This window comes from Malaciobacter sp. (genome assembly GCF_055140965.1).
Genome location: NZ_JBSRRO010000021.1, coordinates 1 through 15328, shown reverse-complemented (window position 1 = coordinate 15328; position 15328 = coordinate 1). Strand labels below are relative to the sequence as shown.

General features: G+C 26.1%; 10 protein-coding genes and 1 pseudogene. 6 read left to right on the top strand and 5 right to left on the bottom strand.

Features of this window, described 5'->3' with window-relative positions:
- Positions 1-46: 46 nt before the first annotated feature.
- The 4 genes from ACTCCZ_RS07560 to ACTCCZ_RS07545 all read left to right on the top strand — a co-directional run bounded on the left by ACTCCZ_RS07560 (position 47) and on the right by ACTCCZ_RS07545 (position 6225).
- Entirely contained in the window at positions 47-2440 is a 2394-nt protein-coding gene (locus ACTCCZ_RS07560; RefSeq protein ID WP_079577487.1) for an HD domain-containing phosphohydrolase, read from the top strand.
- 70 nt (positions 2441-2510) lie between these two features.
- Positions 2511-3119: an arylesterase gene (locus ACTCCZ_RS07555; RefSeq protein WP_079577486.1), complete on the top strand. Its 609-nt coding sequence runs from the start codon at positions 2511-2513 to the stop codon at positions 3117-3119.
- On the top strand, positions 3119-3781 hold the full coding sequence (locus tag ACTCCZ_RS07550; RefSeq protein ID WP_196778251.1) for an ABC transporter ATP-binding protein: 663 nt from the start codon (positions 3119-3121) through the stop codon (positions 3779-3781). The genes ACTCCZ_RS07555 and ACTCCZ_RS07550 overlap by 1 nt, the downstream gene beginning before the upstream one ends.
- Complete coding sequence (locus ACTCCZ_RS07545; protein ID WP_079577484.1) at positions 3775-6225, top strand: ABC transporter permease; 2451 nt, start codon at positions 3775-3777, stop codon at positions 6223-6225. Before ACTCCZ_RS07550 ends, ACTCCZ_RS07545 begins: the two co-directional genes overlap by 7 nt.
- 112 nt (positions 6226-6337) lie before the next feature.
- Here ACTCCZ_RS07545 and ACTCCZ_RS07540 read toward each other — a convergent pair.
- Positions 6338-6616 (bottom strand): annotated as a pseudogene (locus tag ACTCCZ_RS07540) (DUF7281 domain-containing protein); the annotation flags it as partial.
- A gap of 118 nt (positions 6617-6734) precedes the next feature.
- Here ACTCCZ_RS07540 and istA point away from each other — a divergent pair.
- Positions 6735-8243 (top strand): IS21 family transposase, encoded by a 1509-nt coding sequence (gene istA, locus ACTCCZ_RS07535; protein ID WP_079577482.1) that lies wholly within the window; start codon positions 6735-6737, stop codon positions 8241-8243.
- Positions 8240-9055, top strand: coding sequence for an IS21-like element helper ATPase IstB (istB, locus tag ACTCCZ_RS07530; protein WP_196778250.1), 816 nt, complete (start codon positions 8240-8242; stop codon positions 9053-9055). Before istA ends, istB begins: the two co-directional genes overlap by 4 nt.
- Positions 9056-9120: 65 nt before the next feature.
- Here istB and ACTCCZ_RS07525 read toward each other — a convergent pair whose 3' ends face one another.
- Genes ACTCCZ_RS07525 through ACTCCZ_RS07510 form a run of 4 tightly spaced genes read right to left on the bottom strand, consistent with a single transcriptional unit; the run spans position 9121 to position 15178 of the window.
- On the bottom strand, positions 9121-9735 hold the full coding sequence (locus ACTCCZ_RS07525; RefSeq protein ID WP_079577481.1) for a hypothetical protein: 615 nt from the start codon (positions 9733-9735) through the stop codon (positions 9121-9123).
- A complete protein-coding gene (locus tag ACTCCZ_RS07520) occupies positions 9735-13442 on the bottom strand; it encodes an ATP-binding protein (RefSeq protein WP_079577480.1) in 3708 nt (1235 codons plus the stop codon). The genes ACTCCZ_RS07525 and ACTCCZ_RS07520 overlap by 1 nt, the downstream gene beginning before the upstream one ends.
- Positions 13432-13998, bottom strand: coding sequence for a condensin complex protein MksE (locus ACTCCZ_RS07515; protein WP_079577479.1), 567 nt, complete (start codon positions 13996-13998; stop codon positions 13432-13434). The genes ACTCCZ_RS07520 and ACTCCZ_RS07515 overlap by 11 nt, the downstream gene beginning before the upstream one ends.
- Before the next feature lies 1 nt (position 13999).
- Positions 14000-15178, bottom strand: coding sequence for a hypothetical protein (locus ACTCCZ_RS07510; protein ID WP_079577478.1), 1179 nt, complete (start codon positions 15176-15178; stop codon positions 14000-14002).
- Positions 15179-15328: the final 150 nt, after the last annotated feature.

Here is a 15328-nt window from a genome sequence, read left to right as displayed (position 1 = left end):
TTGTTTATATTATGTTAAAATAGTGTAAATAATAAAAGAAGCTATTATGAAAAAGAAATTTTACATAAAGATTAGACCTACAATCTCATTTATTTTGGTATTTTTAATAATTTCTGTTATATCTATAACCTTACTTTTACAATATAATTTCTCTTTAGATTTAGCCAAAAATGCAACAAAAGATAATTTTTCACAAATCTCTGAAAAACTTGAAGATAGACTACAAAATTTAGATAAACGCCACAATGACTTAATATCAATTCTTCAACTTTACAAAGAAATAGAACAAACACCACAAAAAAATAAACGCCACCCTCTTTTGAAACTTATCACAACTGCATTAAATAACAATAAGCATATCTATGCTTTATATGTAGGTCATGAAGATAATACTTTTTATGAAGTAATAAATCTAAATATAAATGAAAAACTAAGAAAAAAATATAATGCAAATAAAGAAGAAAGATGGCTTATAGTAAAAATTTATGATAAAAATGGAACTCATGTAAGATATGATGAATATCTAAACAAAAACTTAATACAAATAAGAAGTATAGAAAGTAAAACAAGTTACCGCCCTACTTCAAGACCTTGGTACAAAGAAGCAATAAAGGATAATTCTATAATAAGAACTGAGCCATATTTATTTACAAATTTAGATAATTTTGGAGTAACTTATGCAAAAAAGGTTACTAGTACTAAATCTGTAATTGGTCTTGATTTATCACTTCAAAGTCTTGATAAGTTTCTTCAAAAACAAATTCATATTGATAAACAAGGAATATACTTGATAAAAAAAGATATGAAAATAATCTCAAAAGCAGGAAAGAATATAAAAGATAAAAAGATTGATAGTACTTTAAAAGAGAAAATAACAAAAATAATAAATACTCAAATAGCTTACAAATCTTTTAGCATGAAAATCAATGATATAAATTATTTTATATATTTTTCTAAAATTGAATCAATTTATAAAAATAAAGATTATCTTCTAATTACAGTACCACAAGATATTATTATGCAGCCATACACAAATAGAATTTACTACTCATTTTTGATGACTTTAGCTCTTCTTAGTTTTACTATTCCTCTTATTTGGTACTCAACAAAAATTTTAGTAACACCCATAGAAAAATTAGAAGAACAAAATAACAAAATATTAAGAAGAGAATTCACAAAAGTAGAAGATATAAATACAAATATAAAAGAGTTAGATGAACTATCAAAATCACTTGTAAATATGTCTAAGGCTCTTAAAGAGTATGAAAATAAACAACAAGAACTAATGGATTCATTTATCAAACTTATTGCAAGTGCTATTGATGCAAAATCAAAATACACAGGTGCACATTGTGCAAGAGTTCCAAAACTTACTATGTTAATAGCAAATAAGGCACATCAAAGCAATGAAGGTATATTTAAAGATTTTATTTTTAAAGATGAAGATGAAAAAAGAGAACTAAGTATTGCTGCTTGGTTGCATGATTGTGGGAAAGTTACTACTCCTGAATATGTTATTGATAAAGCTACTAAACTTGAAACAATATATAATAGAATCCATGAAATAAGAACTAGATTTGAAGTTATTTATAGAGATATGATTATACAAATGTACAAAAATATATTAGATAAAAAAGATAAAAAAGAAGAAGAAAACCTCTTAAAAGAGAAGTTAAATAATCTACAAGAAGAGTATAAAATTGTTGCGAAAGCAAATATTGGTTCTGAATTTATGAGTGATGAAGATATAGAAAAAATTAAACAAATATCAAAAAAACAATGGACAAGATATTTTGATAATACAATAGGTTTATCAAAAGATGAAGAGTCAAGATTAGATAAAAATAAAATACAAACTCCATGCAAAGAGTATTTATTAAGTGATAAAAAAGAGCATATAATAAAAAGAAATAAAGATGACATTAAAGATTATGATAAATATAACTTCAAAATTGATGTACCAAAAAATCTTTATAATTTAGGAGAAGTATATAATCTAAGTATAAAAAAAGGCACACTTACAAATGAAGAAAGATACAAAATCAATGAACATATCATGATGTCAATTATTATGCTTGAACAGCTTCCTTTTAGTGACAACTTAAAAAGAGTTCCAGAATATGCAGGAGCACATCATGAAACTCTTATTGGTACAGGATATCCCAAAAAATTAAAAAAACAAGACATGTCAATCCCAGCTAGAATCATGGCTATTGCTGATATTTTTGAAGCTTTAACAGCATCAGATAGACCATATAAAAAAGCAAAAACATTAAGTGAAGCTATTAGTATACTTAGTTTTATGGTAAAAGAAGAACATATTGATAAAGATATTTTTAGACTATTTTTAAGCTCAGGCGCATATAAAGAGTATGCTCAAAAATATTTAAAAAAAGAACAAATAGATGAAGTGGATATATCTTTATACATCAAGTCTTAAACTTCTGTTAACTTTTTCTTTATATACTTTATCTTAATAAAAAAAATTATCATTTGGGATATTATCAAGCATGAAGAAAATTATATTAACTCTATTTTTAATCGCCTTGCAAATTGTAAGTGCAAATTCAAATACTAAAACAATTCTTTTTTTAGGTGATTCACTAACAGAAGGCTTAGGAGTTGCACAAAAAGATGCATTTCCAAACTTAGTGGAAAATATGATTAAAACAAAACTAAAAAAAGATATCAAAATTATAAACGCTGGTGTAAGTGGTTCAACTACAAGTGATGGTTTATCTAGACTTAAATGGTATTTAAAAAGAAAGCCGGATATAGTATTTATTGCGCTTGGAGCAAATGATGGATTAAGAGGTCTAAATCTTCAACAAAGTCAAAAAAATCTTGAAGAGATTGTAGAGTTTGCACAAAAATCAAATGCAAAAGTATTCTTAGCAGGAATGCTAATACCTCCTAATTATGGTCCTGAGTATTCAAAGCGTTTTAAAAAGATGTATGAAGAGATAAAAAATAAATACAAACTTAAAAGTATGCCTTTTTTACTAGATGGTGTTGCTGGAGAAAAAGAGCTTAATCAATCAGATGGAATTCATCCAAATGCTCAAGGACACAAATATATCGCAAAAGAAGTTTATAAGTTTTTAAAGGAAGAGTTATAATGTTAAAAATAAAATCACTAAAAAAATCATACTCTCAAGGTTTAGAAACAATTGATATTTTTCAAGATTTGAACTTTCAAGTACAAAAAGCACAAACAGTTGCTATTATGGGTAAATCAGGAAGTGGAAAATCTACACTACTTTCATTGATATCAGGAATAATCAAGCCAAATAATGGAGATATAATTCTTGATAAAGTTTCTTATAAAGATTTAAAAGAGAGCCAATTAAATGATTTTAGAGCTTCAAATATAGGTTTTGTTTTTCAAAATTTTCATTTAGTTTCTTACTTAAATGCTTTGGAAAATGTAATGCTTCCTGCAAAAGTTTGTGGTATTTCAAATCCAAAAGAAAAAGCTATAGAACTTCTAAAAGATGTAGGCTTAGAGCATAGATTAAATCATCTTCCCTCACAACTAAGTGGTGGTGAAAAACAACGAGTTGCAATAGCAAGAGCACTTATTCATAATCCTAAAATAATCTTAGCAGATGAACCAAGTGGAAACTTAGATGAAGAAACAGGCATTGCTGTTATGGATAAACTTTTTGAACTAATCAAAAAAAACAACACTACTTTGATTTTAGTAACACACTCAAAAGATATTGCAAAACGTTGTGAAGAGACTTATGAACTTGTATTGGGAGATTTGACTAAATGCTAGTATTGGATCTTGTTTCAAAAGCACTTGCACGCTCAAAATCTTTTAGCTTGATATTTATACTAAACTTTTGTTTAGCCATAGCATCACTCTCTTATTTACAGTTTTTCAAAGGAAGTATGGAAAGCTCATTAGATACAAAAGCAAAAATATTACTTGGTTCTGATCTTGTGGTATCTTCAAGATTTCCTATAACACCACAACAAATAGAAAACATAAAAAATAAACTTCCAAAAATAAAAGATTTTTCACAAGGAGTTTCTACTATTAGTATGATCTCTTCATCTAAAAGAGCTAGACTAATGGAAGTTGTAAAAATAAATGAGTCTTATCCTTACTATGGAGGATTGGTTTTTAAAGATAAAACAATCTATCCAAAAGGTGAACCTTTACCAAAAGCAAATGAAATTTGGGTTTCCCAAGAAGTTATTGATCTTCTTGGCTTAAAACTTTTAGAAAAAGTAAAAATAGGTAAAGAAAACTTTATCATAAAAAAAATTATTGAAGAAGATAGCTTAAAAACAATAAATTTTTCTGGTTTCATGCCCAAAATTTATATAAGTGAAAAAGGCTTAGAAAAAACAGAGCTTTTGCAGTTTGGTTCTACTGCTAGATACAAACTAAACTTTCTTTTTCAAGATAATCTAGACAATGACACATTGGAAAAAATTGAAAATAAATTAGAAAAGAGTATTGAACAAAATCTAAGAGTACTCTCTCCAAATGATGGGAAAGACCGTCTATTGCGTGTTTTAAACTTCCTTACAGACTTTTTATCTTTAGTTTCTCTTGTTTCGTTCTTTTTAGGACTTGTGGGGCTTATTTATTTATATTCAGGTTTTTTAAGAAAACATCAAAAAGATATTACAATCTTGAGTGATTTGGGTTTGAGCAAAAAAAATTTAGCAATTACATATATCCTTCATCTATTTGTACTAATAACAATTTCAAGTATTATTGTTTTTTCACTTATGGCAATATCTGCACAATTTATAAGTCCAATACTTGAAAAACTTATAGATTTTAATTTTAATTTATCATTGGATTACTACTTTTTCTTGAAATCTTCATTAGTATTATTACTTTTAAGTTTAAGTATAGGACTTCCTTTGATTTTACCTCTACTTCAAAGAGAAAAACAATCATTTTCTAAAACTATTTTTAGTTTTACTCCTTTTGTTTTACTACTATTACTTATATCACACTTTGTAACACCTAGTAAAAATGTAGGACTTATATTTGCTATAGCAATGCTTTTACTTATTATTTTATTTTTTACAATTGGCTCATTTATTTTAAAAAGATTTGATTTTGTAGGACATTTAGAAAACTTATCATTATCTTTAGCCTTGAAAAATATTATTAGACAAAGAAAAACATCATTAACTTTATTTACTGCAATTGTTTTATGTACAACATTTTTTAGTCTAATCCCTCAAATAGGCTCATCACTATCAACTGCCTTAACTCAAAGTATTGATGAAAGACCTCGCTTTTTTGTTATAGATGCAAAAGAAGAGCAAATTAAAGATATTAAAAATGCAGTTAATAGCATGAATGCAAAATTAGAAAACATCTCACCCATGATTAGGGGAAGAGTAGTAAAAATAAACAATAAAGAAGAGCTTGAGAATACAGCTGTTAATCTCTCATATAGAACAAAATTAAAAAATAGTGAAGAGATTGTTCAAGGTAGAGAGTTTAAAGGAGTTTATAACTCAAAAGATTTTTCAAAACCAATAGAAGTAAGTGTTGAAGAAAGATATGCAAATAGAAGAGGAATAAACTTAGGAGATACTCTTGTATTTGATGTTTTAGGATTAAAACTAAAAGCAGTTGTAGTCAATATAAGAACAGTAAACTGGACAGAATTTGTACCAAACTTCTTTTTGATATTACAAAAAGGAGCAATTGATGATGCACCAAAAACTATTTTAGCCACAATATCAACAGGAGATTATGATGCCTCAAGTATGCTTTTAAAACTTACAGATCTTTTTCCAACCTTAACTGTTATAGATGTAAAAAATCTATTTGAAACTTTTACAAGCCTTGTAAAAAATGTCACTAATGTAACTGAAAAGATGAGCTTATATTCCATCATCGTTGGTCTTCTTATGAGTTTTATTATCATTCAATACCAAATGAATTTACAAAAAAACAATATACTAAGACTAAAAATGATTGGAGTAAAAAATAAAACCATTAGAAACTCTTTTTTAATAGAGTTTGGTCTTATCTCTTTTGGTGCAAGTACTTTAGGAATAGTTTTAGGAAGCATAGGCTCTTATATTATAAGTACCATACTCTTTGAATCATACTGGAATTTTAGAGCCGATATTCTTTTACTATATTTTTTCTTTATTCCCGCACTAACCATACTAATAGTTAGCTTTTTTACTTCAAAAATGATTCACCAAAAAGAGAACATTCTTTTTGGTGAATAGTAGGAGTTGTTAAAAAACTCAACTTATACTTTTTTTTCGGCTACACTAATTCATACTTAGAAATTAATAACTCCTAATTATAAATTATCACATTATATTTTAAGTAAGTCAGCTAATTAGGTGACTTACTTAAGTATTCTTGTTCAAGTGTGATTTTTCGATTTTTTATGAAATCTATAAGTTCCTTTAATTTTTCATCATCTTTTGATTCAATATTTAAATATCTTGTTTGATTCGAATAATCTTTTTTATAATTCTTCTTTTCCATTATTTTATAAATATGCTCAGGAATCAAAAAAGAATGTGACTTACAGTTCTTAAGCCTAGGGAGTATAGAGTTAAGATAAATATTTATACCTGCTAAATCAAAATCTCCAAAATGAATATACTTTCCTTTTGAATTTTTTGACTGAAAATTGACCCACTATTTTGTAAACTTTTGACCCACCTCTAAACTAAAAAAACATAATCTTTTATCATAAATAAATAGTGATGAAAGGTAAAAGGAGATGATTAGTATGGAGGATTGGATAACAATAAAAAACCTAAAAAAGAAAAATCCAAACCTAGGAACTAGAAAAATAGCTTTGATGTTAGGTATCAGTAGAAATACTGTAAAAAAAGCATTAGCTAGTGATGAACTACCTTTGTATAATAGAGGTGAAAAAAAGATAAATGAACATATTGTTCCATTTGTTGATTTTATTAAAGAATCATTTTTAAAGAAAAATCTAAAAGCTAGCAGAATTTTAAAAGATATTAAATCAAAAGGTTACAAGGGAAGTCAGTATGCACTTTATGCATATATTAGAGAGTTTTTAAAACCAATACAAGATGATGTTGTAAAAAGTTCTCCTAATGCATATATGCGTTATGAAACAGTAGCAGGTGAACAGATGCAATATGATTGGAGTCCCTATACTGTAATTATTGGTGGGCAAAGAGTAAAAATAAATGTACATTTAACAATTTTGGGATATAGCCGTTATAAATATTATGATGTTAGCTTAAATGTAACAGGAAGTGATGTATATACTGCTTTAGAAGAGAGTTTTATATACTTTGGTGGAGTATGTGAAAGAATACAAGTAGATAATGCAAGTGTATTTGTAACTAATGCAAGTCGTGATAATTTAATATGGAATTCAAGATTTTTACACTTGTGTGGATTTTATGGAATAAAACCAACAAGAAGTATAGCAGGACATCCATGGAGTAAAGGAAAAGTAGAATCACCATTTAGTTATCTTGAAACACATTTTATAACAGGTAATGAATTTAAAAGCTTTGAAGATTTAAGAAATAGGTTAAAACAGTTTCAAAATGAACATAATCTTGAGATTCATGGGACCACAAAACAAATTGCAAAAACAGTTTATGAAAAAGAAGAGATAAATTATTTAAAACCTCTACCAATAAACCCAATAACAGGAGAAATAAAAAGATATGTTGGCTTTAAAGAAGAGTTTAGAAAGGTAACTTCAGATTGTCTTATTTCCTTTAAAGGAAACAAATACTCAGTTCCTCATTACTTTACAAGTAAAGAGGTATGGATAAGAGTACTTTATGGAACTACCTTACAAGTTTATTCAAGTAGAAATAAGCTTATTGCTACTCATACAATGAATTTAGGTAAAGGTGAAGTTATTATAAATAAAGAACACTTTCAAGGATATAGAACAAATAAATTTGACTCTCAAGCAGTTTCAATTAATAGACTCACAAAAAGATTTAACAACTATATTAATATCCACCAATTTATAAATAATGTTAAAGTACAAAAAAGAATAAAGCCAAGTAATCATTTATATCGTATAGCAAACTTGTTTGAATATTATGATGATACAGATTGTATTATGGCAATGGAAGAGTGTATTGCTCTAAATGTTTATAATTTTAATATTATAAAAGGTCATATTACTAATCATAAGCAAATTAAGCAAGAGCAGTTAAACTTGTTTAATATAAAACTACCAAAAGAGAATATAAAAAGAGATTTAGGAGAGTATAGAATATGAGTATGAACTTAAGAAACTCAGGGCCTGTAATAATAGATAGTGGATCAATGCAACAAAATATTGAGAATTACTGTAAGATGTTATCTTTATCATCTGTAAAAGATAATTATGAACAAGCTGCTTTAGATGCAGCTAAAACAAAAATATCTTATCAAGAGTATTTATATAAACTTTTACAACAACAAGTAATTGATAGGGTTGATAGAAGTGTAAATGCTAGAATTAAAAAAGCAGGATTTCCTTATATGGCAACAATTGAGGAGTATGATTTTAGCTTTCAACCTCAAATAGATGAAAAACTTATTAGAGAGTTAGCTAATTTAAGTTTTTTAGATAGTGCAAAAAATGTATTACTTGTAGGAGCACCTGGTGTTGGCAAAACCCATTTAGCAATTGCTCTTGGACTTGAAGCTACTAAACAAAGAAGAAGAGTAAAATTTATAACAGCTGAAGAGCTTACTAATGAATTAACTGCAGCTAATAAAACAAATACTATTACAGACTATTTAGAATCAGCTTCTAGAATAGAGCTTCTTATTATTGATGAGATTGGTTATTTAGATATTGATAAAGAATCTGCATCACTATTTTTTAGACTTATCTCAAAACGCTATGAGAAAGCTGCAACAATTATCACTTCAAATAAAGAGTTCCAAGAATGGGGAGAAATATTTAATGATGATGTAATTGCAACTGCTATTTTAGATAGGCTTCTTCACCATTCTCATCCATTTTTAATAAACGGTCCATCATGGAGAATGAAAAATTTAAATAAAAAAAGGGAAATACAAGCGAAGGAGGATAAAAACTAAAAATATTTACGCTACAATTTTAATCTGCAGGTGGGTCATTTTTATTCAAAAAAGTGGGTCAAATTTCAATCAAAATTTTCACCTTTAAAAGACTCAAGCCACTTGTATTGATAGGAAGTTTTGAATTCACTAAGAGATAAAAATATATATTGCTTATCTTGATTAAAAAAGTATCTATATCTATTTATAAACCAAACAACTTGAGGGTTTTCTACACCTACTAAAATAATATCATTATCCAATTCTAACTTAGTACTATAATGAATAAATAAGCCTGTACCTTCTATAGGATAAATATATTGTCTAACACCATTTAAAGTAACTTCTATTTTATCAAATACACTAACCATAAGTCCATTAAAACTTTTAGATTCTACTCTTTTAGTATCTGAAAATTTTTCAGCTACTTCATCACGACTTTTTGATTTTTCACTTTCTTCAATAAAATAGTCTATATCCTCTATATAATTAATGTTATAACCATTTGATTTTAGAACTGCAAATAAAGTATTTATATCTTTTAAATAGATACATTGTGGCTTTCCATCTATATCTATTGCATTACACTCTTTAAGTGAATTTATAAGTTTTTGAGAAGATATCTCTTTTTTTAATATATATTCATCTTTTAAAAGTTTTTTTAGTGATATAAAGTTTCTTGTATTAATATTTATAGCCATTACCATTCATCCATAGCATCTTGTGCATCAATAAGGCTTAGTTCAACATGATTTGAGCTTTCTCTTGTCCCCATATATATTCTAGGATATGCATCAATAATATCGTCATCATTTGCAGCAGTTCCATTGATAAATACAAAATCCAATAATTTTGCATAATTCATAAGTTCAGTAAAGTAATCTGCAGATATTTGACCAATTTCATCAATAATACAATGATATTTTATATTCTCACTATTGGCAGATTTCTTTGTAACCATGCGCAATAATGTAATATAAATAATTGCTTTTACCATTATAGATGTTCCATTACTACCTATATTATCTAATGTTGCTATACCTTTTGTAACTTGGTTATTTTCACTTACATCAAAAGTTAATGTACTTATATCTGAAACAGTAATATTCTTTTTAAATGTTCTTTCTAATATTATTTGAAGATTTTGAGCTATTTTTACTAATTGATCTTTTACTGATTCTGATCTTTCACTATTTTCATAGCCAATAAGCATATTTGCACTTAACATATCACCTATATTTTCAATTCTACTTACAATTTCATCATTACCTGTATTTCTAAAATTTAACTTGATAAAATCAATCACCGTAATATTTATAATACCATCATTAATAGTTGAATTAATTTTATTTACATCTTTTACAATACTATCAAATGTACCTTTGATATGTGATATTTTACTAACTGCATCATTTATAGTTTCAATTAGAATATGTAACTGTAAGCTTGTTCCTTCAATATCAAATTTTGTTTTGATGAAGTCTGCATATGATTTTGCAATTACAATATACTGTTCGATATTATCATCGAAACTATTTATATCAGATTTTGATTTGAGCTTCATCATATTATCACTAGGAATATCATCAACAATTCTTCTGGTATCAAGTTTAATTGTTTTTTCTTTTTCATCTTGCTGTATTTCAAGAGTTTTGTATCTTTCTAAAAGAGTAATATTTTGTTTAGTGTTCAGTAAAGATATAACCTCTTCCTCAATATAAGAATCATAGTTTATATTACTAGTTATTTCAAATTGAGATAATGCATTTTTAAAATCTTTAAATGATTTGGCATGAGATTTCCAAATATTTATAGAATCCTCTAATTGTTTTAACACATCACCAACAACTCTTAATTCTTTTTCATAATAATCTTTATCTTCAGTTCTTTGTTTATTTATTTGAGCTAACTGTTCTCTTAATAAAGGGATTTGATTATAATTAGGTAATACTTCATCAGTATATCTTTTAACTAAACCTCTATTATCTTGTATTTCTTTTATAGTTTTTGTTAATTGTTTAATTGTCTTATGATAAGAATCAAGTTCATCAGTATCAATATTCTGACTTCTTTTTATTTCATTATATATTTCATGTATCCTTTTATCTGAATCTTTGACAAGGTTTTCATATTTTTTATTTATCAATTTAATGCTATTTTTACACTCTGAAAATTGAGCATTTAAATCCTTTTCTTTCTCCACATATTTTGCATTTATTTCTTGAATAAAAGTATCTTTTTTTCTTTTCTTAGTAGAGATATATTCTTTTAAAGTAGTTAATCTTTCTTTGTCTTTTAGAAGTTGCTTCTTTGTTTCAATTATTCTTTTATCATTTTCATCTTTTAGACGTGCTATCTCTTCATCTAGTCTTCTTTGCTCATTAGCTATTTTTATCTCATAATCTTTAATTCTAGGACTTAAGTCATAAATTTCTCTTGACTTTTCTTTTATTAATTTTTTAAATTTATTAGATGAAGATTTTAGATTATCTTCAAGTCTTTTATATCTTACCGTATGATTTGACACCAACTCATTTAGTTGTTTTTGAAGTGCTGTTTTATTATTCTCAAGGGTTTCTATATCATATTTACTTGCTATTGTTTCAATATCACCGTCAATCACTAAACCATAAAAATTATCATTGCTAGTTTCAAGCGAAAATGTAAAGTTCTTTTCTTCAAATAAAATTTCATCATTTGCTATAGCTAAAATCTTTCTTTTATTTGGAACTTCGTTTTTATTTAGAAAACCAAAAAGGTTGTTTTTTCCAATGTCTAATTTTTTATTAACTAACTCTATTTTCTCTTTTACCTTACTTTTATTATCATTATATTGACTAACTTCATCTTGAATTTTTTTATTAAGCTCATCAAAGCTAGCATCCCTTTGTTTTTCAAGTTCTAACTTTTCACTCTCTAATACTTTTATGTTTGATTCAATCGAGTCTTTTAAAGTTATTAATCTATTAATCTCTTTTTCAAATTTTATAGAAGCATTACTCTCTAGCTTTTGAGATGGTAATAATCTTAATGTAGTATCATCTTCTGATATTTTTTTATCTAATTGATTATACTCAGCTGTTTTTAGTTCTATTTCTTCGTCAAATGCATTTATACTATTTTTAAGATTAACCTCTTTGTCTTTTGATAATTGTAGTATTTCTTCTGCAAGTTGTTCTTTTTTTTCTTCTAGTTGTATTTTTTCTTCTTCTTTTTTGCTATTTAAAGAAATTCTTTCTTTTTGTTTTTCTGTTTCCTCTTTAGTATCAAGCTCTTCAAGACTACTAGAAATTGCAACTACTTTGATTTCTAGATTTTTTTTCTGTTCTTCATATTTATTTTGTTTGCTATTTTCTTCTATTAATCTTTCAATTTTATATTCATCAATAAATTTATTGTATGTAGTTTCATTACTTTTGATAGTTTTATTAAGTTCTGCAATTTGATCGTTATAATTAGTAGACTTTTTATCCCATTCTTTCGACAATTTTTCGCTTTTTTCAGTCTCTATCTTCTCTTGAGCATATAAATCTAGATGTTTTGTTTCTATTACCTCACTTATTCTATCTTTATTATAAGACATTGTTTCAAGTTCAAAAACAGTTTTATCTATTTCACTACATAATGCTCTATAAGAAACAATATTTTCATCAAGTTCTAGTATTTTATCTCTTCTTTTTTTTATTAATTCAAAATGTTCTACATTTTTCAAGGCTTCATCTAACTTATGTTTAAAACTTGATATATCTAAAGAGTACTCTTTTTCTCCAATTAAAGAAATAAGCATATCTTTAATACCTCTATCTCTAACTGAAGAATTTGAATATATATTAAATAAATATTTACCAAATAAACTTGCAGACTCTTCACTATCATATAGTGAAAAATCTAACTCAGGTTTATCTTTACTTGGCAACATTTTATAGCTTTTTCTACACATCATTTTTCTAAAAGTAGGAACAGTTTCACTTTTATAATATGTTAAACCATGCTTTAAACAATTTGACAAAATCTCTTTTAGATTTAAACTTCGATTGTTCTCATCGAGATATAAAATACTTATGTCTTCTTGAAAATTATGTATATTTATAAAAATATGTTTGATTGATTTTCCATCTTCTTTACTTAATAAAAGAAGATTCTTTCCTATTTTATTTTCATAAACATAAATCAAATGAGAGTAACTACCCTCAATATGCCAATCATAAAAAGTTTTCTCTTTTGGGATAGGTCTAGTTTTAAATTTATCCATTGTATAAAAGTAACATATAGCACTCATAACCGTTGTTTTACCTACACCAGAACTACCAAGTAGCAAGGTAAAATCATCAATGATTATTCTTTCATGAGGGAAGTGTCCACTATTTATAAACCTTAACTCTTTTAATCCTAATTGATTATAACTCATACTCAACATCCTCAATAATATCTTCTATGAATTTAAATGATCTTAGTATTAAAAACTCTTCTTCTTTATTACCAATACTTTCAGCAAAACCATCACTTTTTAATCTTGTGATGATTGAATCTATAGATTCACGGTTTGTTGATCTTTTCTTTAAAAAACTCATTTTATCAATCATTGCTTTTAATTCTATATCTCCATTTAACCTAGTTTCCATATCACTTGCACTATACGGACCAGTATCTGATGAGCCAATATCACTATTTAATAATTTTAGAAATCTATATATATCAATGTAGTCAACATAACCATTACAATAAGGTTTGGGAATATTTTCATAAATATCAATAATAAAATAAAAAAAGCCTGTATCAGATCTTAATGTATATCCTATAATACTATAATAATCTTTTACATCTTGCTTATATTGGTATATAAAATTGTATGCTTCTTTAATTTTATAATCTGAACTATTTTCATTAATGAATTTACCATTTACTCTACACTCTTCAATCACCTGAAAAATATCTTTGTATTCTTGTAATTGCAATAAATCCAATTTATCCCCTTTTTATAATATGCGGTAATCTAATACCTTTATGCTCTACAATATCGTCTTTAGATATTGATAAAAACTTATTATACTGCAAAGTAAGCCTAATGAAAATTGATAAAAATTGCTTTTTATCTAAATCTTTCTGTTTCAAAAATGATGCTAAGTCTAAATCCTGCTTAATAAAGCTTTTATAAACTTTTTTTGTACTTAATATAACTTTTGTTTTTGAAACTTTTTTATCATTAGACTTTATTGGATCAGGTCTTGCTTCACTCTTCTCATTTTTGTCATCTTTGGATTTATATTGTTCTTTTGCAATACTAACAATTGATTCTGTTAGTACTTCGTCATTCATATATTGTGGTCTTACTTTTATTGAATCAGCTACATTTTCTAACCTTGTTAAGACCGACTCAATATTACTCTTTTCAAATAATTCTCCATTTACTTTCATCTTATATAGATGATTTAATTTTTCTATCTTTTTTGCTTCTTTTTCAATATACATTAAATATTTTGATAATTCATTTAATGTTTTTCTTATATTCTCTCTTACATCATGTATATAGTGAGCTAATTGATTAATATGAAAAGAAATTGAATCATTGCCAAGTTCATCTACAAAATATGATTTATACTCTATTAGAAATTTATCAGTATTACTAACAGCTTCAGATAGTGCTGTTAAATCAGCTTTACAATCATATAGATTAGCTTTTTTAACTTCAAAGTTTGTTTCTGCTTTAAACTTCATCTCTTTTTCATTAAGTGATTCTATTACTCTATAAATTATCTTTTTAATACTTCTCAATGTAGAGTTTATTCTTTTTATCTCATTTGAATAAAACTGATTATCTTTTCTTTTAATATTAATATCACGAATTAGCTTTTTAATGTTTTTTTGTTTTTCCTCAATATCTTTGATATTTACATCTGTATAAGTTTTTAAATGTGCGTTATAATCGTCACTAAGTAATAAAGAATAAGAATATTCATCATAGTCAAATACATTGAAATCGATAAGTTTTTCAATAACTAAAGATAAATCTTTATTTTTTTTAGCATCATAATACGGCATATTTTCGACATATTCAATGCTACCTTTAAAATGAGCATCAATTATCGCTTCTTTTGCTTCATTTTGTGCTTTAATAAATTCCTTAGGATTAATATTTGTTGTCATCTATCCTCTTATTCATATTTTATAAAATTATATTATAAGTAAATAACAAAACTAGGTTACTCACTTATTTTTATATATTTGTCAATATTCTTTTTTATCTCACTTTGTAAACCATTCGGTCTAATAACAATAACATAAGGTATATATATC